Genomic DNA, 26168 nt, shown 5'->3' on the forward strand with positions numbered 1-26168 from the left:
CGCTTCAGCGATAAAAGACCACGGGCGTCAGCGAATCTTCGAGCCCAGCGGCACGTCCCCGTGGGTCGTCAGCAGGTCGGCCTCCTCGCCCGCGGCCAACACCATCCCGTTCGACTCGACGCCGAACAGTTCCGCCTTCTCCATGTTCGCGAGCAGGACGACCCGCGTCCCCGGTAGGTCGTCGAGGTCGTGTAACTGCTTGATACCCGCGACGACCTGCCGCCGCTCGACGCCGATGTCGACCTCCAGCCTCGCCAGTTTGTCCGACTCCTCGACCGGCTCGGCCGCCTCGATGCGACCCACGCGCAAATCGAGGTCCTCGAAGTCTTCGACGCCGATTCGGTCGTCGGCGAGCGGCTCCGGCTCGAAGTCGGCGTCCTCGGTCGCTTCCTCGACGCGCTCCTGCAACTTGGCGTTCAGCTCCGCGATGCGTTCGTCCTCGATGCCCGCGAACAACTCGGTGGGTTCGCCGAACTCGGCGGGCGGAGCGGCAAGCGCGTCGGCCAACTCCGTCGCGTGAACCGACCCGTCCTCGCCCAGTTGTGTCCAGAGGTCGGCGGCCTTCTCGGGCATGACGGGTTGCATCAACACGGCGCAGGCCTTCGCCAGTTGGACGCAGTCGCGGATGACCTGTGCGGCTTCCGCCGGGTCGTCGTCGACGAGTTTCCACGGTTCGTTGCGCTGGATGTACTCGTTGCCGAAGTCGGCGAGTTCGATGGCCGTCGCACCAACGTCACGGATGCGGTAGTCGTTGAGTGCGGTCTCGAACGCCTCGACGGCCTCCTCGATGCGTTCGCGTACCGACGCGCTCACGTCGGTGTCCGGCGTCCCGTCGTAGTTGCGGTGGGCAAAGAGGAGCGACCGGTAACAGAAGTTCCCGAGGTTGCCGACGAGTTCGCCGTTGACTCGCTCGGCGAAGCGGTCCCACGAGAAGTCCACGTCGGTTTCGAGGCCGCTCCCGTTGACTATGTAGTACCGGAACAGGTCCGGGTGGAACCCCTCGTCGAGGTACTCGTCGGCCCACACCGCCCGGTTACGCGAGGTGGAGAGTGCCTTCCCGTCGATGCCGACGAACCCGGTGGCGAGAATCGCGCGCGGTTCGTTGTAGCCCGCGCCCCGCAACATCGCGGGCCAGAACACGGCGTGGTGCTGGATGATGTCCCGGCCGATGACGTGGACGATTTCCCCGGTGTCGTCGCCGGTCAACTCGCTCTCGTCCTCGACTGTCCAGACATCTTCCCAGTCGTACTCCTCGCTCCCGACGCGTTCGGTGTACTGTTTCGTCGAGGAAACGTACTCGATGGGCGCGTCGACCCAGACGTACAGCACGAGGTCATCGCCTCCGGCGGCGTCGCCGCCCTCGCCCGGATAGTCGATGCCCCAGTCCATGTCCCGCGTGATGCAGAGGTCCTGTAACTCGCCCTCTATCCACTCGCGGGGCTGGTTCTTCGCGTTGTCGGTGCCCTCCACGCGGTCGATGAAGCCCTGCAGGTACTCCTGAAAGTCCGAGAGGCGCAGGAACTTGTGGTCGCGCTCGCGGTACTCGGCGGCGTTGCCCGTCAGCGTCGAGACGGGGTCTTCGACTTCGCCGGGTTCGAGGTGGCGTTGACACCCTTCGTCGCACTCGTCGCCGCGGGCGTGTTCGCCACAGTAGGGACAGGTTCCCTCGACGAGGCGGTCCGGGAGCCACTGGTCGGCCTCGGGGTCGTAGGCGACCTGTATCTCCTTCTCGAAGACGTGGTCGTCGTCTATCCACGACCGGACGAACTCACGGGTCGTCTCGACGTTGGTCTCGTCGTGGGTGTGTCCGTAGTTGTCGAACTCGACGTTGAACTTCGGGAAGGTTGCGGCGTACTCCTCGTGGTACTCTAAGGCGAACTCCTCGGGGGAGACGCCCGCCTCGGCGGCGTTGACGGCGATGGGCGTCCCGTGCATGTCAGACCCGCAGACGAAGGCTGTCTGCTGGCCGACACGCCGGAGCGAGCGGGCGACGGTGTCGCCGGTGACGTAGCCGCGAAGGTGACCGACGTGGAGGTCGCCGTTCGCGTATGGCAGTCCGACGGTCACCACTGCGGGGTTGTCCGTCGGGAACTCCTCGTGACTCATGTGTCCCCGTATCCGCGATGCGGGCCTAAAAGTCTCGCTTTCAGCCTAGTCGACGGTCCAGTTCTCGCCGTCGGGTCGGACCACGGTGTCGAACAGCGACCGCAGCGACTCGACAGTCCGCTCGTCCCGTCGCGCCGGGTCGACGTGGACGTGTGCGGTGGCGTCCGCCGCGAGGAACCGGTCGGTCAGCGTGTGGAGCAATCGGAACTCCTCGTCGCGCGAGAGTCCCGAGAGCATCCCCTCCAGCGAATCCACGCAGACGCCGACCGACGCGTTCCGCCCCCACCTGTCGAGATAGCGCGAGACTGCGAGGCTCACGCCCGTCAAGTCGTCCGCCGGGACGCCCGTCGCGTGGACGCTCGCCGGGAGGTCCGCGGTGTCCGGGTCGGGTCGCCCCGGACAGACCAGTGCCAGCGACGCGGGGAGCGTGCCGTGGTGGTGCCGCCAGTCGGCGACGACTTCCGACGGTGCCCAGCGGTCGGTGACCAACAGGACGCGCCGCGTCGCCGCCTGTCCACTCGTCAGGACACTCCCACACAGCTCTTCGTGTCCCTGCACCGGTGCAAGTACCAGTACGCGCGAATCCCCCCGTAACTGCTCGTGTGTGGTGTGAACTGCCATCCCCAACTCTACCCGTGTCATTTCCCCCCATCCGTTGAATAACTTTCGCCGCTAAAATCGTGAGAACAGCCACAGACGTGGCGGAAATAACTCAGTCAGTACCAATCGAGGTCCGCGACGAACGACCGGCAACCACCGTTTTCCAGTTCGGGCGCGCTCACGCTGTTCGCACGCCGCTCACCGCAAAACCGTGGGCGAAAAAGGCGACGGGGCCGCAAGTCCCGCCCTGCTCGCGGTCAGTACCAATCGAGGTCCGCGACGAACGACCGCAACATAGAGTGAGTGACGTGGGGCATACACACCACGCGCATCTCACCCGCACCGGTCTTTGAGATGCGCCACCCGCGCTGTCTGAGGTCCTCGGTGACCGGCATCGTCATGTCGGCGGCGACGATGGGTAGGTCCGGTTCGACCACGTCGTGGCCGCGGGCGGCGAGTTCCGCCGCCAACCACTCCGCGTTCTCCATCGAGGTGTGGTACTGCTCGCGGTAGCCGACCGGCCACAACTCCTCCATCGCGGCCACGGCGGAGGCGACGCCCGCACCGCTCCGGGTGCCGGTCAGCGTCGCCTGCGAGGTCGATTCGAGGTAGGGTGTGTCCACCGCGAGTTCGTCGAGTAGGTCTTCTGAACGGGTGAGGAAGCCGCCCGCCGGGACCGCCGCCTGCCCCATCTTGTGCGGGTCGATGGTCATCGTGTCGATGTCGGCGTGTCCGAAGTGCCAGCGGTGGTCGGTGAACGGGAGGACGAACCCGCCCCACGCCGCGTCGACGTGACAGAGCGCGTCCACGTCGTGTGCGAGGTCGACCAACGCCGGAATCGGGTCGACGCGCCCGTACTCCGTCGACCCGGCGACGCCGGCGACGAGAACGGTGTCCCCGTCGACGAGTTCGGCCATCGCGTCCACGTCCGCACAGTGGTCCTCGTCGGTGGGGGCGCGCCGCAGTTCGACGCCCAGCAGGTCCGCGGCCTTGGTGAAACTGAAGTGCGCGCTCTCGGGCGCGACCATGTTCGGCGTGTCCGTGTCGGCGCGGTTGCGGGCGATGCGGGCCGCTTGGATGTTGGCCTCGGTGCCGCCGCTCGTGACGTAGCCGTTCGGGTTCGGGTGGCCGGTGACCGTCCCGAGCAGTTCGACCGCCCGGTCCTCCAACTCGGCGACCGTCTCGTACGTCCCGGGGTCCCCGGGGTTCGTGGCGAGGAACCGTTCGGCCGCCTCGCGCGCCGCCGGATGTGGCTGGGTACACATCGAGGAGAGCACGCGGTCGAAGTCTTGCGGTTCGGCCCGCTGCATACACACGTTCTGTGTGGGGAGCGGTTTAGCCGTTGCGCTCCCTTCGTGGAACAGTAAACCAGTTGTTCCAGAACTCGCAATCGGGTTTATCTGGCAGTACGCCGAACGCCCTCTCATGTCTGAGTTACCGACCCTCGACGGGCAGAGTGCCATCGTCACCGGTGCGAGTGCCGGCATCGGCCGTGCGACGGCACACGAACTGGCCGCGGCCGGGGCGAACGTCGTCCTCGCCGCCCGGAGCGCGGACACGCTCGAGGCCATCGCGGCCGACATCACCGAGGAGTACGGCGTCGAGGCCGTCGCCGTCCCGACGGACGTACAGGACGAACACGCCGTCGACGCGCTGGTCGAAACCACCGTGGAGGCGTTCGGCGGCCTCGACGTTCTCGTGAACAACGCGGGGCTGGCCCGTGGCGGGGCGGTTGCGGACATGACCACCGACGAGTATCGGACGATGATGCACACCAACGTCGACGGGAGTTTCTTCACGACTCGGGCCGCCCTCCCGCACCTCGAAGACAGCGAGGGGACGCTCGTGTTCGTCGCCAGTTTCGCCGGCGAGTATCCGCGCCCGGTCAACCCCGTCTACGCCGCCAGCAAGTGGTGGGTTCGCGGGTTCGCCAAGAGCCTCTCGGGACAGGTCGGCGGCGACGTGGCCGTCACGCTCGTGAACCCCTCGGAAGTGCGCAGTCAGTTCGGAGCCGAGTACGGCACCCCCTACGCCGAGAAGTACGACCCCGGCGAGGTGACGGAACCGGAGGAAGTCGCACGGGCCATCGTCTTCGCTGCCCGGCAGTCCCCGTCGATGATACACGAACTCGACATCACGCGCCGTGACAAGTTCGAGCTCTTCGGCGGCCGTTAGCCCCCACGCACTCGGGCGTTTTCGATGGCGGCCCGCGCCCACACGGGCCGCCCGACGCTGACGTTCCCGACCTGCCGGAGGTCGTAGGACAGTCGGTACCTGAGGCCACCGTCCGTGGCTACCCGCACGGACGCGGAGCGTAACCGTCCGCGTTCGTCGAGAACGAGGCGGCTGCGGTACGCCGTCACGTCGCGGAACACGCCGTCCCGCCTGACGGGACTCACGTCGCTCGCTCGGAGGACGACCCGCGTCGCCCCCTCGGTCCGGCGCGTCGACACCGCCCGGTAGTCCCCGAGTGCGACGAGACGGCGAACATCCTCAGTAACCGCCGGGTTCGTCACTCGCTCCGCCCTGACTGGTCGGGCGACGATACCTCCGAACCGGACCGGGCGAACGACTGCCCACGAGTCGTTCGCCCACTGTGACCACTCTCGCTCGATGCTGTCCACGCGCCGCGACGCCGACAGCGAGGTCGGCGCGCCGCCCGGTTCGACACGGGCGACGCGGTGGACTTGTCCCGGTGCTGGCGGGTCGATACCGCTCGCGTTCCCCGTTGCGGTTCCGTTTATCCACACCTCGACGACGTACCCCGTCTCCGCGAGTGCCCGGTCGGTGCCCGCCCAGAACAGTGCCGAATCGGCCAGCCCCGCACTGGTCACGCCCGCCGGGAGGGACACGTTGTCGACGGTGTCGGCCGCCGGTTCGGTGACCGGGACGGGCGTGAGCGTCGGTGTCCCGCCGGAGCCACCGGTGTTACACCCCGCGAGTGCCGTCAGGACGACGAGCGCGAGAACCGCGGCCGTTCGACGGTCCATTCGTGTCCCCAACAGGGAAACGGCCGAAAAAGCCTGTCGCCGCCCGCTGTGGCCGGTCACTCGGCGACCCACTCCGGCCGGGCGACGGTGACGTTCCCGACCTGCCGAAGGGCGTAGGTTAGCCGGTAGTGAAACCGCTCGCTGTCGGACACCTCCACGTCGACGGTCACCGACCGCAGACGGTCGCGTTCGTCGACCACGAGACGCCCCTCGTAGCCGGTGAGGTTCCGCGGTACGCCGTCACGGAATCGGGCCGACGCGTTTCGCGCTCGGAGGACCGTCGTCCCGTTGGCGGCCCGGCGAGCCGTCACCCAGTTGCCGACGGCCACGAAGTCACGCGCCGTCCGCCCGAGTGCTGGATTGCCCGCCAACGCCGTCGCGTTGCTCCGGGCCGCAACCGTGGCCGGGACGGCGTCGCTCGCCTGTAGACGCTCGACGGAGCGGTTCCCGGCAACCCAGTGTGCCCGTGACCGTCGCTCGCCCTCGGCGACCCGCGCCACGGTGAGGAGCGTCGGGTCACCCCCGGCCCCGACTCGCACCGTCCGGGTGATTCGCCCCGGTGCTGGCGGGGCCGTCCGCCGTCCGGTGTCCCCAGCGCGCGAACCACGTATCCGAACCTCGGCGACGTACCCGTCCCCGGCGAGTGCCCGCGCGTCGGCCGCAAACAGTGCCCGCACGTCGGTCAGTCGCGTCGCCGTCACGCCCGGTGGCAACGGTGCCGCGTCGGCGGCCGTCCGTGGCTCCGACGGGGCCGTCGTCACGTCGACGCCGGGTGCCGGTGTCACCGTCGGCGTCGCCGTCGTCGGGCCGACGTTACACCCGGCGAGGACGGCCACGAGCGCGACGACGAGCGTAGCGGCGTGACGGCTGTCCATCCAGTCGTGGCAGGGGAAGCGCGCGAAAAAGCGTGTCGGCGGCGTCAGCGTACGGAGTCGAGCAGGAGTTTCTGCTCGACGCGCTTGACCTCGTGTTGCACGTCCCGCACGGCGTCGATGTTGGCCGAGATGGAGGAGATGCCCTCGTCGACGAGGAACTGGACCATCTGCCGCTTCGAACCGGCCTGCCCACAGATGCTCGTATCTACGTCGTGCTCACGGCACGTCTCGATGGTGCGTCCGATGAGGTCCAACACGGCGGGGTGGAGTTCGTCGAACCGGTCGGCGACGTTCTCGTTGTTCCGGTCCACTGCGAGCGTGTACTGGGTGAGGTCGTTCGTCCCGAAGGAGGCGAAGTCGATGCCCGCCTCGGCCATCGACTCGATGCCGAGCGCGGCGGCGGGCGTCTCGACCATCACACCCCACGACCGCTTCTCGGGGTCGATGCCAGCCTCCGTCATGAGTGACTTGGCTCGGTGGACGTCCTCGGCGTCGTTGACCAGCGGGAACATAATCTCGACGTTGTCGTAGCCCATCTCGAACAGTCGCCGGAAGGCTTCGAGTTCGTGGGCGAACACGTCGGGTCGGTCGAGGCTCCGGCGGATGCCGCGGTACCCCAGCATCGGATTGTGTTCGTGTGGTTCGTCCTCGCCGCCCTGCAACTGGCGGAACTCGTCGGTAGGGGCGTCGAGCGTGCGGACCCGGACGGGACGCGGGTAGAACTCGTCGGCGACGCCACGGACGCCGTTGACGATTTCGTCGATGTAGGCCCGCTCGCCGTGGTCCTCGATGTACCGCTCGGGCGTCTTGTTCGTCGAGAGAATCATGTGCTCGATGCGGAGCAGACCCACGCCGTCCGCACCGGTGGCGGCGGCGCGTTCGGCGGCCTCGGGAATCGAGACGTTGACCTTGACCTCCGTCGCGGTCATCGGCTTGACGGGTGCCTGTGGCCGGACCTCCTCGATGGGTTCCGTCTCCTCGACTGTCTCGACGCCCTCGCGGATGGTCCCCTTGTCGCCGTCGATGGTGACCATCTGGTCGTCCGCCAGTGTCTCGGTGGCCCCGCCCGTCCCGACGACGGCTGGCGCGCCGAGTTCGCGGGCGACGATGGCCGCGTGGGAGGTCATCCCGCCCTCGCTCGTGACGATACCGGCGGCGCGTTTCATCGCGGGCACCATGTCGGGCGTCGTCATCGCGGTGACGATGATGTCGCCCTCGCCGACTTTGTCCAGTTGGTCGAGTTTGTCGACGATGCGGACCGCGCCGGAGGCGATGCCCGGACTCGCGCCGAGGCCCGAGAGCAGTACGTTCTCCTCGTCGGCCTGTGTGGCTGTCGTGCCGGCCCCATCGGCGGACGCGGCGGCCTCGCTCTCCTCGGAGATGGTCGTGATGGGGCGGGACTGGAGCATGTACACGTCGCCCTCGTAGATAGCCCACTCCACGTCCTGTGGCGTGTCGTAGTGGTCCTCGACGCGCTCCCCGAGTTCACAGAGGCGGTCGATTTCGGATTCGTCGAGCACGCGTTCGGTCCGTTTCTCCTCGGGAACCTCCCGCTCGCCGGTCTGTCCGGTCTCGGGGTCCTTGTCGAACATCGTCTTCTTGTCGGCCACCTCGACGGCCGTCACCTCGCCGCTCTCGCGGTCGACGGTGTAGTTGTCGGGCGTGACCGACCCGGAGACGACACCCTCACCGAGTCCCCACGCGGCCTCGATGATGATTCTCGGCTCGCCGGTCGAGGGGTGACTCGTGAACATGACGCCCGACTTCTCGGCGGCGACCATCTGCTGGACGACGACGGCGATGTCGACCACGTCGTGGTCGAAGCCCTGTTCCTGCCGGTAGTACGTCGCTCGCTGGGTGAACAGCGACGCCCAGCACCGCTTGACGCGGTCCAGCAGGTCCTCGGCGGTGATGTTGAGGAACGTCTCCTGCTGGCCGGCGAAGGAGGCGTCTGGCAGGTCCTCGGCGGTGGCCGACGAACGGACGGCGACGAACGCCTCGCCGTCGCCCACGTCGTCGTAGGCCGCGAGGATTTCCTCGCGAAGGTCCTCGGGCATCTCCGTTTCGAGAATGAGTTCCTGTGCGCGCGCCTCCGCTTCCGCGAGTGCCTTCGAGTCCTCTGCGTCCACGTCGACGGCCGCGAACAGTTCCTCGTCGATGCCCGTCTCCTCGATGAACCGCCGGTACGTGCCCGCGGTTACGACGAATCCCGGGGGGACCGGCAGGCCTGCGGCCGTCAACTCCCCCAGCGAGGCCGCCTTGCCGCCGACCGATTCGAGGTCGTCCGCCCCGATTTCGTCCAGCCAGAGTACAGCCATGTCCTTACTGGTTTCCTGCACAACACTGCTAAAGAAGGTTCCGAACCGCGCGGTCCGCGCCGAACTGCCCGGACCGGCGCGCCGTTCACGCCTCGACTATCTCGTCGTCCGCCGACTCGGGCACCACGAGGTCCCCGTCCAGCGTGGTCACCGCTCGGCCGCCAACCTCGACGCCCGCACCGACCCGCACTCGGACGCGCCCGGGTCGGTCCACGAAGTGCCCTTGCTCGAACACCATCTCGTCGGGCAGCGAGTCGAACGCGTCGTACTCCCGCAAGTACGCGCCCGCCGCGCCGCTCGCCGTCCCCGTCACCGGGTCCTCGGGCACGCCCGCTCCCGGCGCGAACATCCGGCCGTGGAGCGTCGCGTCCCGGTCGAGCGTGTCGAAAGTGAAGGCGTAGACGCCCGTGGCGTCGACCGCCTCGGTCAGAGCCTCGATGGCGGCCATGTCCGGGTCGAGCGCGCGCAGGTGGTCGATGAAGTTCACGGGGACCATCAGGAACGGCAGGCCCGTGGAACTCTGGGCCAGCGGTAGGTCCGCACCCACGTCTTCGAGGGCCGCCACGTCGACGCCGAGGGCCGCCGCCACCTCGTCGTGGGACGCGTCGACGCGGCTGATTTCCGGATGGTCTTGTGTCATCCACACCGTCCCGTCGTCTTCGACGGTGACCGTGAGCGTCCCGACGTTCGTTTCGAGGCTGTGTTCGCCGGCCGCGATGTCTCCCCGCTCGAAGAGGGCGGCGTGGCTGGCGATGGTCGCGTGCCCACAGAGGTCGACTTCCGTCGCTGGCGTGAAGTACCGCACCCGTCGGTCGGCCTCGTCGGAACCGAGGAGAAACGCCGTCTCGCTCGCCCCGAGTTCGGCCGCGATAGCCCCCATCTGCTCGCCGTCGAGTCCCGCCGCGTCGGGGACGACGCCGGCCGGATTGCCGCTCATCGGCTCGTCGGTGAACGCGTCGACCAACAGCACCTGTCGGGTGTCCATACCCGCTGGTTCGGCGACGGTTCGGATTACCTTTTGGGAGGCGTCCGTCCGTCGTCGCGGACGTACCGGAGCGCGGTCAGGAACTGCTCGGTGTCGAGACGGTCTCCCGTCTCCGCCACGCGCTCCCGGAACTTCGTCGGTGTCATGTGTGCTGTTAACATACACCATTAACCGTGATAGTTCTTTCGCCGAGGCGGGGTGACGGCCGAGAAAACGGTGGCTCAGTCGGCGATGGCTTCTTCCGAACCGGTCGCCGCGTTGGGGTCCTGTACCCAGAGGTCGCCGAACAGGTCGTCCTGCTGGAGGCGGACCTGCCCGCGGTGGGAGAGAAAGAGCAACCCGAGGAAGGTTTCGACCCGGGACCCGCCCGCGTCGTCGATTTCGGCGTACAACACCTCGTCCCGGCCCGCCTCCCAACGTTCCAGACACGCGGTGTACACGTCGTCGATGACGGCGTCGATGTCCTCGGTGTGGGCCGTTCCGGTCACGTCGGCGGCCGTCGGTTCGTCGTCCATCCGGAAGTCGTCGCCCGCCCGGTAGTCGAGTTCCTGCGTCCCGCGCTGATAGGTGCCCGGCGAGTCGCTGGTGTCGTACTCGCGGGACTCCTTCCACCGCGAGTCGCGTTCGGCCTCGCGCAGGTCACGGACGAGTTCGTCGAGCGTCTGTGGCATCCCGCGGGCGCGCTTGCGGTCCAGTCGCCGGTCCATCTCGGCGTCCAACGCGGCGAACGGGTCACCCGACGGTTCGACCGGCGCGTCGCCGTCCATCGCGGCCTCCCACGGCTCTTCGGCGGGTTCCTCGGCCTCCTCGTCGCCGTTCAGCATCACGTCGCTTTTCATCCGCAACAGGACGCTCGCGTAGAACAGTGCCCGCCCGGAGGTCCGCAGGTCCGCCTCGTCCAACCGGTCGAGGAACTTGTCCGTCACGGTCACGATGTCGATGTCCCACGGCTCGATTTCGCCGTCCTTGGCGAGTTGCACCAACACCTCGACGGGTTGGACCTCCGCCTCGTCCTCGTCGTCGGCCGCCGCGTCGGTGTCTCCTTCCCCACCGTCGCCGTCCGCCCCGAACAGCGACGAGGCGTCGCCGTCACCGGGCGGGTCGCGGTCCTCGTGGCCGGCGATGTCGAGCGGAATGGTTCCGTCGTCTCCCGCGTCGGCCGACTCGTTTCGCTCGCCGTCCCTAGTCATCGGCTATCACTTCCTCGTCGCCGTCCCCATCGCCGACCGAACTCAGGTCGATACCGGTGACGGCGGAGACGTTGTCGTCCTGCATCGTGACGCCGATGGCGCGCTCGGACCGTTCGAGCATCGCCGAGCGATGCGAGACGACGACGAACTGCGCGTCGCCCGCGAGTTCGTCGACCATCTCGCCGACCATCTCCGCGTTGGCGGCGTCGAGGAAGGCGTCCACCTCGTCCAGCGCGTAGAACGGCGCGGGGTTGTGTCGCTGGATGGCGAAGATGAACGCGAGCGCGGTCAGGGACTTCTCGCCGCCGGACATCGCGTTCAGCCGCTGGATGGGCTTGTCCTTCGGTTGGGCCTTCATCGTCAGGCCACCCTCGAAGGGGTCGTCCTCGTCTTCGAGGTGCAGCGTCCCGGTCCCGTTCGAGAGTCGCTCGAAGATGTCCTCGAACTCCGCGTTGATGCTCTCGTAGGCGTCCATGAACGTCGCCTTCTTTTTGGCCTCGTAGGTGTCGATGCGGTCGCGGATGCCGTCGGCCTCCTCGACCAGCGTCCCCTTCTTGTCCTCTAACTCCGCCAAGTCCTCGGCCACGTCGTCGTACTCCTCGATTGCGAGCATGTTGACCGGTTCGAGTTTCTCCATCTCGCGTTCGAGGCGGTCGATTTCGCTCGCCACCTCCTCGTGGTCCGGGACTTCCTCGGGGTCGTAGTCGCCGACCTGCCCCTCCAGTTCGTCTATCTCCCAGTCGAGACGCTCTTTCTCCTCGCGACAGTCCGCGAGGTCGCTCTCGACCCTCTCGACGGCGGCCTGCTGTTCGTCGCGGGCCGCCGTCGCGTCCGCGAGGTCCGACTTCAACTCCTCGCGTTCGTCTTTGAGGTCCGAGAGTTCGGCTTCGAGTTCCGCGACGGCCGCCTCCTTCTCGTCGAGCACGTCCTCCTGTTCGGCGACCTGGGTTTCGAGGTCTGCGACGCGTTCTTCCTGTTCTGCCTTGCGGTTCTGTGCGTCCTCGATGTCGTCGTGGAGGTCCTCGATTGCCTCCTCGGCGTACTGCTTTTCGAGTTGGAGTTCGTTGAGGTCGGCGTCGAGAGCGTCGAGGTCGTCCTCCAACTCGTCGATGTCGGCCCGCACCTCGTCCGCCTCGCTGGTCAGTTCGGGCAGTTGCGAGTCCTCGATTTCGCTCTCCAACTCGTCGATGTCTGCCTCGATGGCCTCGATGTCGGCCGTCCGCTCCTCGATGTCGGCTTCGAGGTCGTCCATCCGGTCCGAGACCTCCTCACGCTGGTCCTCGATGTCGGCCAGTTCCGCTTCGAGGCGATCGATTCGCTCACCGATGTCCTCGCGTTCGCTCTCCAGCGACTCGATTTCGGCTTCGATGTCCCGCACCTGCTCGGTCGCGTCCGTCTTGCGGTCGCGGGCGTCGTCCAGTCGGTCCTCCACGTCCCGGAGGTCCGACCGGATGGACTGGCGTTCGTCTTCGAGTTCGTTGATACGCTGTGCGACCCGCTCCAACTTCCCCGCCCCGCCGGAGAACGAGTACCGCGTCCCCGAGGAGGACCCGCCAGTCATCGCGCCGGACTTCTCCACGAGGTCACCGTCGAGGGTCACCATCCGGTAGTCGCCCATCAACTCGCGGGCGGTCTCCATGTCCTCGACGACCACCGTGTCGCCCAAGACGTAGGAGAACACGCCGGCGTACTCCCCGTCGAAGTCCACGAGGTTGTACGCGAAGTCGACGACGCCGTCGTGGGCGGGGAGCGACGGGAGCGACCGCTGGTGAATTTCCGTCAAGGGCAGGAACGTCGCGCGCCCGGCCTGCCGCGACTTCAGGTACTCGATGCACTGCTGACCGACGCTGTCGTCGTTCACGACGACGTGTGCCAACCGGCCACCGGCCGCCGTCTCACAGGCCGTGGCGTACTCGGGGTCGACGCCGCCCAACTGCCCGACGGTGCCGTGGACGCCCTGCCGGTCCGCGTTCAGGATGGTCGTCACCGCTCGACCGTACGAGGAGTCTCCGTCCGACCCGGCCTTCGCTTCGAGTTGGGCGTACTCCTGCTGTTTCGCCGAGATGTCGTCCTCGATGTCGTCCAAGTCCGACTGCAGTTCCCGCTTCTCGGCTTTGAGGTCTTTCACCACGCTGGTGATGGTCTGCTGGTTCTTCCGGGCCTTCTCGAGTTCGGCTTCGAGGTCCTCGATTTCGGCCTCGATGTCGGGCACTCGGGCCTCCGCCTCCTCGATGGCCGCCTCTTTCTCGCGTTGCTGGTTCGAGCGTCGTCGGGCCTCGTCGAGCAGGCGATCCTGCTCGCGTTGGAGGTCGTTTTTCTCGCTTTTCGCCGCCTCGACGGCGGCCCGCTTCTCGTCGAGTTCCTCCTTGACCTCCTCGAACTCCGCGCCGACCTCCTCTATTTTGGCCTCGATGTCCGCGAGGTCGGTCTCTTTCTCCTGAATCTCGGCTTTCAGCGAAGATTTGGCGACCTTCGTCTCGCGGATGTCGGCTTCGAGGTCGTCTATCTCCTCCTGTTTCCGGTCGATACTGACGAACGCCTCGCGGCGTTCGGTCTCGGCGGCCGCGATTTTCTCCTCGGCACTCTCGATTGCGTCTTCGAGGCGGGCGATTTCCCCTTTGACCTCCTCGATTTCCCGCTTGATTTCGAGTTGTTCGTCCTCGCCCTTGCGCTCGATTTCGGCGTTGAGGTCCGCGAGGTCCTCTTCGAGACGGACGACCTTGCCCTGCCGTTCGTCGAGTTCACGCTGGAGGTCGTCGAGTTCGGCCTCCAACGCCGCGATGTCGTCCGTGACTGCCGCGCGCTCCTCGCGTTTGTCTTCCAGTTCGGCGGCCTTCCGATAGGACTCGTACTCCTCTTTCTCGTCGCGGAGGTCCTGATACTCCAGGGCCGTCTCGCGTTCGTCTTCGAGTTGGTCGAGGCGGCTCTGCTTCTCCTCGATGCGCAACTCGGCTTCCTCGATGTGTTCCTCGACGACTTCCAACTCCTCGAAGGCGTCTTCCTTCTTGGCGTCGAACTCCGCGACGCCAGCTATCTCGTCGATGATACCCCGCCGCGCGCCGGGTGTCATGTTGATGATTTCGGTCACGTCGCCCTGCATCACGACGTTGTAGCCCTCGGGTGCGACCCCTGCCTGTGCGAGGAGATCCTGAATGTCGGAGAGGTTGACAGAGCGGCCGTTGATGTAGTAATAGGAGTAGTAGTTGTCCTCGGTCTCCTTGACGCGGCGTTTGACGCTGATTTCGTCCACGTCACCCACGTCCTCGGTGCCGGCGGCGTTGACGACGGCCGACCGTGGGAGCGTCCCGTCGCCGTTGTCGAGGATGACCTCGACGCTGGCCTCGCGCTCCTCGGTGGTCTCCCTGTCGCCGTCCTGGTGCCCGGGGTTGTATATCAAATCGGTCAGCTTCTCGGCCCGGATACCGGAGGTACGGGCCAGTCCGAGCGTAAACAGAATCGCGTCGATGATGTTCGATTTCCCGGAACCGTTCGGGCCGCTGACGGTGGTGAAGTCCTCGTAAAACGGGATGCGCGTCTTCCGGCCGAAACTCTTGAAATTGTCGAGGACGAGCTCTTTGATGTGCATGGGGTGCTCGTGGGCGCCGCCCGTCAGGCGATGATGATGTCCGAGTCGCCGTCGTCGGCCTCAGTCTTGTCCGCTTCCTCGGAGCCCTCCGATTTAGACGCTTCGGCTGCCTCTGGCCCCGGTGTCGACTCGTCTGCGACTTGGACGCCGCTCGCGCCGTCGTCCGCCGAGTCGCTCTGGGACTCGCCGGCTCCGGCGTCACTGCCGGTGACGGTGTCGATGTTGTCGAGACCGATTTCGGCGTCGACGACGTTCTCCAACTCGCGGATGCGGACCTTGCACTCCACGAGCTCGTCCGTCAGGCCGTCCACGGTGGCTTCGAGTTCCCTGACGCGCGATTCGAGTTCCTCGACGTGATTGCCGCTCGCCATACCTCTACTGGTCGTCTCCCCGGACATAAACTTACGTCAGACATTCAAATACTGACTGATACGTTCGCACGGCCCACAGCGCGTCTACGCCGTCTCGTCCGCCTCCGGAGCCGTCACGTCGGACCCGTCGGAGGGCGGTGCCGTCTCCCGGTCGCTCGCCCGTTCGTCGAGGAGGAGGGCGGTAACCCCGGCGACGACCATCCCGACGCCACCGGCCCGGGCGGCCCTGACGTACCACGCTTTCGGCTCCAACTCGCCGGTGTTCTCGAACGGGAAGCCCCAGAGCTTGACGTTCAGTTTGATGCTCTTGGCCGGGAAGAGTGCAGTCACGAGTCCCTGCACGACCAGCCAGCCGTACCCGAGTTTTCGGAGGGTCGCCAACATCAGGTCTCGCTATGGCTCCCACGGGTATGAATCACCTGACCGTTCCCACGACGTGGGGACGGGGGTGGTCTGTCAGCGGGTCGTTAGCCTTTAGCCAGCGGCCGTCCAACCGCGGGTAATGACTGCACAGGCTGCCGAAACGGGTGACCTCGTGGCCGTCATCGGACTGGAGGTCCACGTCCAGTTGGAGACGGCGACGAAGGTGTTCTGTGGCTGTTCGACCGAGACGGCCGAGGAGCCAAACACCAACACCTGCCCGGTCTGTCTCGGCCTGCCCGGCGCGCTCCCTGTCTTGAACGAGGGGGCCGTCGAAGCCGCCGTGAAAGTCGGGAAGGCTATCGACGCGACGATACCCGAGGAGACCACCTTCCACCGGAAGAACTACTACTACCCGGACCTCCCCAAGAACTTCCAGATCACCCAGTACGACGCGCCCATCTGTCAGAACGGCGAACTGGAGTTCTCGGTGGCCGGTGACCGCCGCTCGGTCACCATCCGCCGCGCACACCTCGAAGAGGACCCCGGGAGTCTGCGCCACGTCCGCGAGGGGGCGGGCGGCCTCGAATCCCGGACCGTCTCTATCGAGCGGGCCGACTACACCCTCGTAGACTACAACCGCGCGGGCACGCCACTGATGGAAATCGTCACGGAACCGGACTTCCGCGACCCGGCCGAAGTGCGGGCCTTCCTCGAAAAACTGGAGGAAGTCCTCGAGTATCTGGGCGTGTTCGACCCCGGCCGCGACGGGTCGCTCCGCATCGACGCCAACCTCTCCATCGTGCCCGCCGCGGACGTGAACGACGACGGGTCCATCGACGACGCGGTACTCGAAGAGGCGAACCGGACCGAGGTCAAGAACATCTCCAGTCACAAGGGTGCGGAGAAGGCCCTCTCCTTCGAGCGGTCCCGACAGAAGAAACTGGTCGAATCGGGCCGCGCCGTCGAACAGGAGACGCGCCACTTCAACGAGACTCACGGTAACACCGTCTCGATGCGCTCGAAGGAAGAGGAGAAAGACTACCGCTACTTCCGGGAGGCCGACCTGCCGCCCTTGCGCGTCTCGGACTGGAAAGAGCAACTCGACATCCCCGAACTACCCGACGCCCGCCGGGACCGCTTCGCGGCGGAGTACGGCCTGAGCGAGGAGGCGGCCTCGAAACTCACCTCCACGAAACAAGTCGCGGACTTCTTCGAGGACGTGGCGACCGAGTTCGACCCCGAGTTGGCGGCGACGTGGGTGGCCGACAACCTGCTCGGCGAACTCAACTACCGCGACATGGCGGTCACCGACATCGAGGACCGACTGGACGAGGTGACGCGACTGGTCGAACTCGTCGCGACCGAGGAGATAACCGCCAAGAACGCCCACGAGACGGTCCTGCGGACGATGCTGGACGAGGGTATCGACCCCGACACCGTGGTCGAGCGCGAGGACTTGGGCAAGACGGACGGCGACGAGGTCGCCGCCGCCGTCACCGAGGCCATCGCAGAGAACCCCGACGCAGTCGAGGACTACCACGCGGGCGAGGACGGGGCCATCAACTTCCTCGTCGGCCAGGTGATGCAGAAGACCGGCGGGAGTGCCGACCCCGGCGACGTGAATCAACTCCTGCGCGAGGAGTTGGAGTCGTAGACCGCGAGCGACTGTGGGAGCGAGCGGCTTTTTGGCCCACGTTCACAAGAGCGAATATCTTGCGCAGTCGTCCGAAAGGCGAGGCCTTTCGGGATGACGAGAGACGCCGTCCGGCGTCTCTCGAACCACCCACCGGAAATCGGAGATTTTTGGGGACGTTTTTTGCCGAGTGGCGCGCTCCGCGCACCCGAGGCGAAAGAGGGTGGTCGTGAACCACCCCCTCCGCGAGGTGCTGGAAGCGATGGACGACGAGTGACCGGCCAAAGACCGTAGACCGCCCGCACGCGGACGCTCGCGCCCGTACCCGCGCTGTCATGCGGTTTCTGGACGAAACCTTTAGAACCGGCCTGCGCGTAGGTCGGACCAATGAGCACTCGTCTACGCGGAGGTGGGTCGCCGTGGAACTGATAATCACGGAGAAGGACAACGCCGCGCGGCGTATCGCCGAGATTCTCAGCGGTGACAGTGCCGACGCGGAGCGGCGCAACGGCGTCAACGTCTATCGGTGGGGCGACACGCGTGTCGTGGGACTGTCGGGCCACGTCGTCGCCGTGGACTTCCCGCCGGAATACAACGACTGGCGGGACGTGGAACCGGTCGAACTCATCGACGCCGAGGTGCGGAAGGCGGCGACGAAGGAGAACATCGTCCGCACGCTCCGGCAACTCGCGCGGAAGGCCGACGAGGCGGTCATCGCAACCGACTACGACCGCGAGGGCGAACTCATCGGAAAGGAGGCCTACGAGATTCTCCGCGAGGAGACGGACATCCCCATCAGCAGGGTACGCTTTTCGTCTATCACCGAGCGTGAGGTTCGTGACGCCTTCGCCGACCCGGACGACATCGACTTCGACTTGGCGGCCGCGGGCGAGGCCCGCCAGATTATCGACCTCGTGTGGGGCGCGGCACTCACCCGGTTTCTCTCGCTCTCGGCCGGGCAGTTGGGCGAGGACTTCATCTCCGTGGGGCGGGTCCAGTCCCCGACGCTGAAACTCATCGTGGACCGCGAGCGCGAAATCGAGGCGTTCGACCCCGAGGACTACTGGGAACTGTTTGCCGACCTCACCGAGGGCGAGGAGGCCTTCGAGGCTCAGTACTTCTACCTCGACGAGGACGACAACGAGGCAGAGCGCGTCTGGGACGAGGCAGCCGCCGAGGACGCCTTCGAGCGACTGCGCGACGCCGACAGTGCGACCGTCACATCGGTTCGGCGACGCACCCGGACGGACTCGCCGCCCGCGCCGTTCAACACCACGCAGTTCATCAGTGCCGCGTCGTCGCTCGGCTACTCGGCCCAACGCGCCATGTCCATCGCAGAGGAACTGTACACCGCAGGGTACGTGACGTACCCGCGGACGGACAACACCGTCTACCCGGAGGATCTGGACCCGGACGAACTCCTCGACGACTTCGTGAGCCACCCCACCTTCGGCGACGACGCCGAGTCGCTGCTCGCGCTCGAGAGCATCGAACCCACCGAGGGTGACGAGGAGACGACAGACCACCCGCCGATTCATCCGACGGGGGAACTCCCGAACCGGAGCGAACTCGGCGAGGACGAGTGGGAAGTGTACGAACTCGTCGTCCGGCGGTTCTTCGCCACCGTCGCCGAACCCGCGACGTGGGAACACCTGCGCGTCGTCGCCGATGCCAACGACTGCGACCTGAAAGCGAACGGCAAGCGGTTGGTCGAACCGGGCTATCACGCGGTGTACCCCTACTCCAGTGCCAGCGAGAACTTCGTGCCCGACGTGACGGAGGGCGAGACGCTCGCCATCTCGAACGTGACGCTCGACGCCAAGCAGACCCAACCGCCCCGCCGCTACGGACAGTCCCGTCTCATCGAGAAGATGGAGGAGATGGGCATCGGGACGAAGGCGACCCGCCACAACGTCATCGAGAAACTGTACGACCGGGGGTACATCGAGCAGGACCCGCCGCGGCCGACGCGGCTGGCGATGGCCGTCGTCGAGGCCGCGGAGGAGTTCGCCGACCACGTCGTCAGCGAGGAGATGACCGCGGAACTCGAACGCGACATGGCGGCTATCGCCAACGGTGAGGCGACGCTCGACGACGTGACCGACGAATCCCGCGAGATGCTCGAACGCGTCTTCGAGGAACTCCACGAGTCCCGCGAGGCCGTGGGCGACCACCTCCAGGAGTCGCTGAAGGCGGACCGACGGCTCGGCCCGTGCCCGGAGAGCGACCACGACCTGCTGGTCCGGCAGAGCCGCCACGGGTCGTACTTCGTCGGCTGTGACGGCTTCCCGGACTGTCGGTACACGCTCCCCCTGCCGAGTACGGGTGAGCCGCTCGTGCTGGAGGAGACGTGCGAGGAGCACGACCTGCACCACGTGAAGATGCTCGCCGGGCGGGACACGTTCGTCCACGGCTGTCCGCAGTGTCGCGCCGACGAGGCCGACGAGAGCGAGGACGAAGTCATCGGGACCTGCCCCGACTGTGGGGACGAACACGGCGGCGAACTGGCCATCAAACACCTCCGCAACGGCTCGCGGCTGGTCGGGTGTACGCGCTATCCCGACTGCGAGTACTCCCTGCCGCTCCCGCGCCGGGGCGACATCGAGGTGACGGACGCCCGGTGTGAGGAACACGACTTGCCCGAGTTGGTCGTCCACGACGGCGACGACCCGTGGGAACTGGGCTGTCCCATCTGCAACTACGAGGAGTACCGCCAACAGCAGGCCGTCGACGAACTGGAGGACCTCGACGGCATCGGGGCCGCGACGGCCGAGAAACTCGCAGAGGCCGCCGTCGAGACGCTGTCAGACCTCCGGGGGGTCGACGCCGACGAGGTGGCGACCGAGGTCCAAGGCATCAGTGCCGAGCAGGTACGCGAGTGGCAGGCACAGGTCACCGCCGAAGAGGCGGAGGCGGCCGGGGACTGACCTCCCCGGGCGGTTTCCGAAGTGTTTTGACGGTCCGTTTGGATTGAGCGGGTATGGGCGGTCCCTGGACGGAGTGGAGTCACATACTGAAGGTAGACCCGGACAAGACGCTGGTCGACGGCGAGACGTTCGCGGACGTCTGCCGGACCGGAACCGACGCGATCGCCGTCGGCGGGACCACCGGCATGACCGAGGCCAAGATGGCCGAGGTGGTCGAGGCCTGTGGCACCCACGATGTCCCACTCTACATCGAACCGAGCCACTCGAACGCCGTCGTCCACAGCGACGACCTCGACGGCTATCTCATCCCCATCGTGTTCAACGCAGGCGACATCGCGTGGGTCACCGGCGCGCACAAGGAGTGGGCGCGCCTCGACGACGACATCGACTGGGCGAACACGTTCACCGAGGGCTACATCGTCCTCAACCCCGACTCCTCCGTGGCCGAGTACACGGGTGCCGACTGCGACCTAGGTGCTGAGGAGGTGGCCGCCTACGCCGAGGTGGCCGAACAGATGTTCGGACAGGACATCGTCTACATCGAGTACTCCGGGACGCTCGGCGACCCCGATATCGTCGCCGCCGCACAGGCCGACCTCGACGAGGCGACGCTGTTCTACGGCGGCGGCATCCACGATTACGACTCGGCGTACACGATGGGCCAGCACGCCGACGTGGTCGTGGTCGGCGACCTCGTCCACGACGAGGGCGTCGACGCTGTTCGTGAGACGGTCGAGGGCGCGAACGACGCCTAGAAGGCCAACCGTTCGGCGAGTCGGCCGAGCGGTCCCGACTGGTTCTCTCGCTCGGGACGGACGACGACGGTGGGTGAGTCCACGGCGTCGATGAGTCGCTGGCGTCGCCGCGCGGTGGTCGGTGACCCGCTCGTCTGGACGACGACGAGGTCGGCCTCGTCCGCCGACGCCGCGAGGTCGGCCGCCCCGTTGCTCTCGACGACGCGGGACACGACCGGGACGCTACAGAGCGCGACCAGTTCCTCGTGGTAGTCCTCGACGGTCTGGCGTTGCTCGGGCGTCGCATCCGGCGGTACCCCTTGGACGAGCGTGAGGCGCGCCCCCGTCGCGCTGGCGAGGGAGTCCGCGAGTTTGACCTTGACCGGCTCGAACGGGCCTTCGTCGGTGACGAGTGCGACTTCGCCGTCCTCGGCAGTCACGTCCTCGGCGTCGACGAGGACCACGTCACAGGGCGTGTGCTGGACCATCCAGTCGGTGTCGGTGCCGAACAGCCGCGACCAGAGGCTCTCGGACCCGGTTCCGACCACGAGCAGGTCCGCGTCGTGGTGGTCGGCGAAGTTCACGACTGCGTGCCGCGGGTCGTGGCTGACGATTTCGCCGTACTCAACGGGTACGTCGACGGCGTCGGCGACCGACGCCATCCGCGACTCGAAGGCCGCGTCGCTCGGCGACTGTATCTCGGTCGCCTGTTCCAGTGCCAACTGGTCGGGGACGCGGTCGAACCGGACGACGGTGACGCGCCCGTCGCGCTGGGTGGCCACGTCGACGGCGGTACTCGTGAGTGCGTCCTCCTGTTCGACCGTCGTCCCCTCGGTGACGGCGACGACGACGTTGTACTCCGCACTGCTCTCGAAGGCTGACCGGGTGCGTTCGACGGCCCGCCTGCCGACGCGGCGGCGGAACTCGTCGCGGGCGACACCCTCACGGCGGACGCGCGGGCGGGCGTAGAGGAAGTACCACAGGGAACTCCCGGCGATGATGACGGCGGCACCCACCGCGGGCAGGAACCCCATCTGACTGAGCAAGACGAGCCCGCCGACCACGCCGAACGCCTGCGTCCACGGGTAAAACGGGTCGGTGAACTCCGGGTCGTACCCCTCGGGGTCGCTCTCCCTGAACGCGACGAGGGCGACGTTGACCATCACGAACACGAGAATCTGGAACGCGCTCCCGAGTTTCGCGATGTCGCTGACGGGCACCCCGACGATGAGTAACAGCGTCACGCCGCCGGTGAGGAGGATGGCGATGGCTGGCGTGTCGAACCGGTCGCTGATGCGGGACAGTGACGGGGGCGCGAGTTCGTCGCGGCTCATCGCGAACGGATACCGTGACGAGGAGAGCAAACCCGCGTTGGCGGTGCTGACCAGCGCGAGGACGGCCGCGATGACGACGGCGACGAGGCCGAGTTCACCGAGCGTGAACCGCGCCACGTCGGCGATGGGTGCGTCCGTGAGGTCGATGGACGGTGCAACGCCGACCAGCACGAACACGACCAGCACGTACAGTACCGTGGTGAACGCCAGCGAGCCGAGCATCCCGAGGGGAATGTTCCGTCCGGGGTTCTCGATTTCCTCGGCGACGCTCGCAACCTTGGTCACGCCCGCGTAGGAGACGAACACGAAGCCTGCCGCCGCCAGCAACCCGCCCGTTCCTTCGGTGAAGAAGCCGTCGAAACCGGCGGGCTGGACCGACCCCGTCGACCCGGCGACGAGCCACCCCATCGCGACCAGCATCACGGCCACGATTGCGACCTGCATCCGCCCGGTCTGTTTGGCACCGAGGATGTTGACCGCGACGAGCAGGCAGGCCAACCCGACGGCGACCGGCATCACCGGGAGGTCGAGCAACAGGACGATGTACGGCGCGCCGCCGACGAGCGCCAGCGCGCCCTTGAACGTCAGCGAGAACCACGTCCCGACGCCGGCGATGGTTCCGAGTAGCGGCCCCATGCTCCGCTCGATGTAGACGTACGTGCCGCCCGCCTCGGGCATCGCAGTCGCCATCTCCGCTTTGCTCAGTGCCGCTGGCAGGACGATAATCGCGGCGACGAGATACGCGAGGACGACGGCAGGCCCGGCGAGGTCGAGTGCCAGTGCCGGAAGGATGAAGATGCCACTTCCGACCATCGCACCGATGCTGATCGCCAGTACCGACAGGAGACCGAGGTCCCGTTCCAGTTCTTTCGGCATACTATCTGCTTTTTTCGAGTACCTCAGAGACTGCCTCGGCGAGAACGGCATCGAGATGGACGGGCGTGATGTCTGCCGCCGCGAACGCCTCCGTGTGTCGCTCGTCCGCGACACCGGCGACGACGTGGTCGACCTCACACCGCGTTCGAAGCAGTTGAGCGACGAGTAAGGTCGTCCGGTCTTGGCCGGACGCGACTACCGCTACGTCGACATCACGAGAAATCGCCGCGAGGTCGGCGGCCTTGGTCACGTCGACCGTGTGTGTCTCGATGCCCACCGAACGCGCACCGGCGGCGATGGCCGCGTCCGCCGTCGCGAACTCGACGGACGTGGAGTCCGCGAGCCGGTTCGCGATTCCCCGTGCTGTCTCGTCGCCGACGACGAGTACCGGTCCCTTCGACCCGGAAATCGGCAGTCGTGGTCGCTGTGTCAGTTTCGTTTTCATCTGTCTCGTGAACGCGCCAGCAGGTGCTCATGGACCCGGACTCGAGCCTCGCCCGACGGCCGCTGACGCGCCGCTACGTGCTAGTTGCTGCTACTTCAGCATAAATGGGGCGGTCTGATTGGCGAAAGCGCAACAAAATGTGTGTCATTTTCGCGTACCGATATCAGTCTGGCGCGCACTCACTGGTTCTTCGGTGAGAACCCCTCGTAGGGGTGGACGTACTCGTTTCTGATGATGTCCTCGTCGACGACTTCGAGGCCGAGCGCGTCGAGTTCCTGACCGATGCGACTCAGGTCGTCACCGTCGCGGCCGACCACCTCGACGTGGACGTTCTCGCTGCCCGTCATCACCTCGCGGACAGCGACGACGCCCTCGATTTCCAGTGCGTCACGAGCTAGACGTTCCCGGTCCGGGATGGCCGCCGAGCAGACGATGAGCGTGTGCAGCTGGAAACCCGTCCGTTCGTAGTCCACGTCAAGATAGTAGCCGTCGATGATGCCCTCGTCTTCGAGTCGATTGATGCGGTTCCGAACGGTGCTGGCGGCGACGCCGTTCTCCTCGGCGATGGTACTCGCGGACGTTCGGCGGGCGTCCTGCTGGAGTCGATAGATGATGTGCCGGTCTAGCTCGTCGAGTTCCACGATGTCCTCCCGCTCACTCATAGCCAGCGAACCGTCCAGTACGGTGATAAGGGTACCGCCACGGTGAGCGTGTTCGGGCGACCCACCTCTCGGCTGGGGGTGATGCCACGGACAAACGACTGTTCTTAAGTCCCGCCCACCGATACGGGTGAACATGGACGACCGAACCTACACCGCGGACGCCGACCCGGGCGACAGCGTGACCGTCGCCGGCTGGGTCCACGAAGTCCGTGACCTCGGCGGCATCGCCTTCCTCATCCTGCGAGACACGACCGGCAAGATACAGGTCAAATTCGAGAAAGACGAGATGGACGACGACCTCGTCGAAGCCGGGACCGAGGTCCAACGTGAGAGCGTCGTTGCCGTCACCGGCGACGTGGAGGAGGAGGAACGTGCCCCGACGGGCGTCGAAATCGTTCCCGAGTCCGTGGACATCGTCGCCGAGGCCGACCCGGAACTGCCGCTGGACCCCTCCGGGAAGGTCGACGCCGAACTCCCGACGCGGCTGGACAATCGGACGCTGGACCTCCGCAAGGACGAGGTCAAGGCCATCTTCGAGATTCGCGCGGAGGTCCTCCGCTCGGTCCGCGAGCAGTTCCGCGAGTTGGGCTGTACGGAGATCAACACGCCGAAAATCGTCGCCACGGGGACCGAGGGCGGGACCGAACTGTTCCCCATCACGTACTTCGGCCGCGAGGCGTTCATGAACCAGTCACCACAGCTGTTCAAACAGCTGATGGTCGGCTCCGGGTTGGAGCGTGTCTTCGAAATCGGCCCCATCTTCCGGGCCGAGGAACACAACACGCCCCGCCACCTCAACGAGGCCACGTCCATCGACTTCGAGTCGGCGTTCTACGACCACACCGAGGCGATGGACGCCTGCGAGGCCGTCGTCAAAGCCGCCTACGAGGGCGTCGCCGAGAACTGTCAGGAACAACTCGACGCGCTCGACCTGACCGACGAGTTCGAGGCACCCGCGGGTGACTTCCCGCGGCTGACCTACGAGGAGGCACTCGAACGCGTCAATGCGACGGGCGAACTCGACGAGGTGCTGGTCTGGGGCGACGACCTGTCGACCGAGGCCGAACACGCGCTCGGCGAGGAAGTCGGCGAACACTACTTCATCACCGACTGGCCGAGCGAAATCAAGCCCTTCTACATCAAAGACCACGACGACGACGAGGAAGTGTCGACGGGCTTCGACATGATGCACCCGTCGATGGAACTCGTCTCGGGCGGCCAGCGTGAACACCGCTACGACCGCCTCGTGGAAGGCTTCGAACAGCAGGGACTCGACCCCGAGGCCTTCGAGTACTACACCAAGATGTTCAAGTACGGCATGCCGCCCCACGCCGGATGGGGCCTCGGCGGCGAGCGGTTGGTCATGACGATGCTCGGCCTCGGGAACATCCGCGAGGCTGTTCTCTTCCCGCGAGACCGGCAGCGACTCAGTCCGTAGGACTGGTCGCTGGCAGTCGAGCGGGAGCACGTCACTCACCCTGTGGCTCTCGCCAACGGCGGTTCGCGATGTCTCACCCAACAGTGAAGACCGTCGGCACGGAACGCACAGATATGCTTGCCCGTGTCAGACGCCGCGCCGCCGATCCGACGAGTGGGTGGGCCGCAGGCTGGCAGCTATTCAAAGTGGCGGTCGTCTTTTCGACGCTCTGGGGGCTTCTGGCCGGTCTGGGTGGACTCCCCACGGGAGTGTCGCTCGTCGGTATCTGTGTTATCTGTGTCCTCAACGCCAGCGTCGTGGGTGGCCTGCTCTGGCGACACCTGTTCGAGCGGCGCGGATACCGGCTCACAGCACCCCGTGGAGCACTTGCCGGCGCCGCCATCGGTGTCGTAACCTACATCACTGCATCCAGTGCCGTCGCGCTGATGTACCTGCTCGGCAGCGTCGATGTCGCCGAACTCGCGCGGGTCGTCCACGGGACGGCACTCACTGCGCTCGGTCTGAACTTCCTCCGGGAGTTCGCAGGATTCACACTCCTGTTTCTCTTCGGTGGCGTGTGGACGACGGTCGGTATCCCGTTTCTCCTGAGCGTCGGCGTCGGATGGTATCTGGGGGCCGGAGCAGAACGGACCCAGTACAGCCGCGACACCAGTGCCTGAGACGGGTGGTCGGTCGTTCACTCCGGGCAGAGACGGTGTTCGTCTCCGTCGCCGGGCGGAGCCGATGACCTGTGGT

Annotated in this window: 20 protein-coding genes; 6 read left to right on the forward strand and 14 right to left on the reverse strand. The window is 66.5% G+C overall.

Annotated elements, in window-relative coordinates; genetic code table 11:
* Positions 1 to 27: 27 nt before the first annotated feature.
* From metG to mfnA, 3 genes are all read right to left on the reverse strand, one after another.
* On the reverse strand, positions 28 to 2106 hold the full coding sequence (gene metG / locus MUG95_RS11230) for a methionine--tRNA ligase (protein WP_247007299.1): 2079 nt from the start codon (positions 2104 to 2106) through the stop codon (positions 28 to 30).
* A 45-nt stretch (positions 2107 to 2151) separates the two neighbouring features.
* The gene (locus tag MUG95_RS11235) at positions 2152 to 2748 is read right to left on the reverse strand and encodes a DUF7504 family protein (protein WP_247007301.1); all 597 of its coding nucleotides are present in this window, start codon (positions 2746 to 2748) and stop codon (positions 2152 to 2154) included.
* A gap of 215 nt (positions 2749 to 2963) precedes the next feature.
* A complete protein-coding gene (mfnA, locus tag MUG95_RS11240; RefSeq protein WP_247007309.1) occupies positions 2964 to 4016 on the reverse strand; it encodes a tyrosine decarboxylase MfnA in 1053 nt (350 codons plus the stop codon).
* A gap of 115 nt (positions 4017 to 4131) precedes the next feature.
* On the opposite strand from mfnA, the gene MUG95_RS11245 reads away from it, so the two are divergent.
* On the forward strand, positions 4132 to 4881 hold the full coding sequence (locus tag MUG95_RS11245; protein ID WP_247007315.1) for an SDR family oxidoreductase: 750 nt from the start codon (positions 4132 to 4134) through the stop codon (positions 4879 to 4881).
* Here MUG95_RS11245 and MUG95_RS11250 read toward each other — a convergent pair.
* The 8 genes from MUG95_RS11250 to MUG95_RS11285 form a co-directional block, all read right to left on the reverse strand.
* Positions 4878 to 5696 (reverse strand): hypothetical protein, encoded by an 819-nt coding sequence (locus tag MUG95_RS11250; RefSeq protein ID WP_247007317.1) that lies wholly within the window; start codon positions 5694 to 5696, stop codon positions 4878 to 4880. The genes MUG95_RS11245 and MUG95_RS11250 overlap by 4 nt on opposite strands.
* Before the next feature lie 56 nt (positions 5697 to 5752).
* Complete coding sequence (locus MUG95_RS11255; protein WP_247007320.1) at positions 5753 to 6571, reverse strand: hypothetical protein; 819 nt, start codon at positions 6569 to 6571, stop codon at positions 5753 to 5755.
* A 44-nt stretch (positions 6572 to 6615) separates the two neighbouring features.
* Positions 6616 to 8889, reverse strand: coding sequence for a pyruvate, water dikinase (ppsA, locus tag MUG95_RS11260; RefSeq protein ID WP_247007329.1), 2274 nt, complete (start codon positions 8887 to 8889; stop codon positions 6616 to 6618).
* An 85-nt stretch (positions 8890 to 8974) separates the two neighbouring features.
* A complete protein-coding gene (locus MUG95_RS11265; protein ID WP_247007332.1) occupies positions 8975 to 9874 on the reverse strand; it encodes a PhzF family phenazine biosynthesis protein in 900 nt (299 codons plus the stop codon).
* 221 nt (positions 9875 to 10095) lie between these two features.
* Positions 10096 to 11064, reverse strand: a complete 969-nt coding sequence (locus MUG95_RS11270; RefSeq protein ID WP_247007339.1) for a segregation/condensation protein A — start codon at positions 11062 to 11064, stop codon at positions 10096 to 10098.
* Complete coding sequence (gene smc / locus MUG95_RS11275; protein WP_247007347.1) at positions 11057 to 14650, reverse strand: chromosome segregation protein SMC; 3594 nt, start codon at positions 14648 to 14650, stop codon at positions 11057 to 11059. The genes MUG95_RS11270 and smc overlap by 8 nt, the downstream gene beginning before the upstream one ends.
* A 23-nt stretch (positions 14651 to 14673) precedes the next feature.
* On the reverse strand, positions 14674 to 15021 hold the full coding sequence (locus MUG95_RS11280; RefSeq protein ID WP_247007349.1) for a DUF7518 family protein: 348 nt from the start codon (positions 15019 to 15021) through the stop codon (positions 14674 to 14676).
* Positions 15022 to 15105: 84 nt separating this feature from the next.
* The gene (locus tag MUG95_RS11285; RefSeq protein ID WP_247007351.1) at positions 15106 to 15405 is read right to left on the reverse strand and encodes a DUF6199 family natural product biosynthesis protein; all 300 of its coding nucleotides are present in this window, start codon (positions 15403 to 15405) and stop codon (positions 15106 to 15108) included.
* Positions 15406 to 15523: 118 nt separating this feature from the next.
* On the opposite strand from MUG95_RS11285, the gene gatB reads away from it, so the two are divergent.
* The 3 genes from gatB to MUG95_RS11300 all read left to right on the forward strand — a co-directional run bounded on the left by gatB (position 15524) and on the right by MUG95_RS11300 (position 20699).
* Entirely contained in the window at positions 15524 to 17038 is a 1515-nt protein-coding gene (gene gatB, locus MUG95_RS11290) for an Asp-tRNA(Asn)/Glu-tRNA(Gln) amidotransferase subunit GatB (RefSeq protein WP_247007358.1), read from the forward strand.
* 398 nt (positions 17039 to 17436) lie between these two features.
* Positions 17437 to 19944, forward strand: a complete 2508-nt coding sequence (locus MUG95_RS11295) for a DNA topoisomerase I (protein WP_247007365.1) — start codon at positions 17437 to 17439, stop codon at positions 19942 to 19944.
* A 53-nt stretch (positions 19945 to 19997) separates the two neighbouring features.
* Positions 19998 to 20699 (forward strand): phosphoglycerol geranylgeranyltransferase, encoded by a 702-nt coding sequence (locus tag MUG95_RS11300; protein WP_247007367.1) that lies wholly within the window; start codon positions 19998 to 20000, stop codon positions 20697 to 20699.
* On the opposite strand, the gene MUG95_RS11305 is transcribed toward MUG95_RS11300, so the two are convergent.
* The 3 genes from MUG95_RS11305 to MUG95_RS11315 all read right to left on the reverse strand — a co-directional run bounded on the left by MUG95_RS11305 (position 20696) and on the right by MUG95_RS11315 (position 23995).
* Positions 20696 to 22888: a universal stress protein gene (locus MUG95_RS11305; protein ID WP_247007369.1), complete on the reverse strand. Its 2193-nt coding sequence runs from the start codon at positions 22886 to 22888 to the stop codon at positions 20696 to 20698. The two genes, MUG95_RS11300 and MUG95_RS11305, sit on opposite strands and share 4 nt — an antisense overlap.
* Position 22889: 1 nt before the next feature.
* Positions 22890 to 23333 (reverse strand): hypothetical protein, encoded by a 444-nt coding sequence (locus MUG95_RS11310; protein ID WP_247007372.1) that lies wholly within the window; start codon positions 23331 to 23333, stop codon positions 22890 to 22892.
* A gap of 179 nt (positions 23334 to 23512) precedes the next feature.
* A complete protein-coding gene (locus MUG95_RS11315) occupies positions 23513 to 23995 on the reverse strand; it encodes an Lrp/AsnC family transcriptional regulator (RefSeq protein WP_247007374.1) in 483 nt (160 codons plus the stop codon).
* 133 nt (positions 23996 to 24128) lie between these two features.
* Here MUG95_RS11315 and aspS point away from each other — a divergent pair, with 133 nt between their 5' ends.
* Positions 24129 to 25433 (forward strand): aspartate--tRNA(Asn) ligase, encoded by a 1305-nt coding sequence (aspS, locus tag MUG95_RS11320; RefSeq protein WP_247007378.1) that lies wholly within the window; start codon positions 24129 to 24131, stop codon positions 25431 to 25433.
* A gap of 113 nt (positions 25434 to 25546) precedes the next feature.
* Entirely contained in the window at positions 25547 to 26092 is a 546-nt protein-coding gene (locus MUG95_RS11325; protein ID WP_247007380.1) for a hypothetical protein, read from the forward strand.
* Positions 26093 to 26168 lie beyond the last annotated feature (76 nt).

Origin of the sequence: Halorientalis litorea (assembly GCF_023028225.1) — an archaeon.
In the GTDB taxonomy this organism is placed as follows: domain Archaea; phylum Halobacteriota; class Halobacteria; order Halobacteriales; family Haloarculaceae; genus Halorientalis; species Halorientalis litorea.

Coding starts and splice junctions, on each gene's coding strand:
- metG (WP_247007299.1), bottom strand. CDS start 2,106: ATGAGTCACGAGGAGTTCCCGACGGACAACCCCGCAGTGGTGACCGTC.
- MUG95_RS11235 (WP_247007301.1), bottom strand. CDS start 2,748: ATGACACGGGTAGAGTTGGGGATGGCAGTTCACACCACACACGAGCAG.
- mfnA (WP_247007309.1), bottom strand. CDS start 4,016: ATGCAGCGGGCCGAACCGCAAGACTTCGACCGCGTGCTCTCCTCGATG.
- MUG95_RS11245 (WP_247007315.1), top strand. CDS start 4,132: ATGTCTGAGTTACCGACCCTCGACGGGCAGAGTGCCATCGTCACCGGT.
- MUG95_RS11250 (WP_247007317.1), bottom strand. CDS start 5,696: ATGGACCGTCGAACGGCCGCGGTTCTCGCGCTCGTCGTCCTGACGGCA.
- MUG95_RS11255 (WP_247007320.1), bottom strand. CDS start 6,571: ATGGACAGCCGTCACGCCGCTACGCTCGTCGTCGCGCTCGTGGCCGTC.
- ppsA (WP_247007329.1), bottom strand. CDS start 8,889: ATGGCTGTACTCTGGCTGGACGAAATCGGGGCGGACGACCTCGAATCG.
- MUG95_RS11265 (WP_247007332.1), bottom strand. CDS start 9,874: ATGGACACCCGACAGGTGCTGTTGGTCGACGCGTTCACCGACGAGCCG.
- MUG95_RS11270 (WP_247007339.1), bottom strand. CDS start 11,064: ATGACTAGGGACGGCGAGCGAAACGAGTCGGCCGACGCGGGAGACGAC.
- smc (WP_247007347.1), bottom strand. CDS start 14,650: ATGCACATCAAAGAGCTCGTCCTCGACAATTTCAAGAGTTTCGGCCGG.
- MUG95_RS11280 (WP_247007349.1), bottom strand. CDS start 15,021: ATGGCGAGCGGCAATCACGTCGAGGAACTCGAATCGCGCGTCAGGGAA.
- MUG95_RS11285 (WP_247007351.1), bottom strand. CDS start 15,405: ATGTTGGCGACCCTCCGAAAACTCGGGTACGGCTGGCTGGTCGTGCAG.
- gatB (WP_247007358.1), top strand. CDS start 15,524: ATGACTGCACAGGCTGCCGAAACGGGTGACCTCGTGGCCGTCATCGGA.
- MUG95_RS11300 (WP_247007367.1), top strand. CDS start 19,998: ATGGGCGGTCCCTGGACGGAGTGGAGTCACATACTGAAGGTAGACCCG.
- MUG95_RS11305 (WP_247007369.1), bottom strand. CDS start 22,888: ATGCCGAAAGAACTGGAACGGGACCTCGGTCTCCTGTCGGTACTGGCG.
- MUG95_RS11310 (WP_247007372.1), bottom strand. CDS start 23,333: ATGAAAACGAAACTGACACAGCGACCACGACTGCCGATTTCCGGGTCG.
- MUG95_RS11315 (WP_247007374.1), bottom strand. CDS start 23,995: ATGAGTGAGCGGGAGGACATCGTGGAACTCGACGAGCTAGACCGGCAC.
- aspS (WP_247007378.1), top strand. CDS start 24,129: ATGGACGACCGAACCTACACCGCGGACGCCGACCCGGGCGACAGCGTG.
- MUG95_RS11325 (WP_247007380.1), top strand. CDS start 25,547: ATGCTTGCCCGTGTCAGACGCCGCGCCGCCGATCCGACGAGTGGGTGG.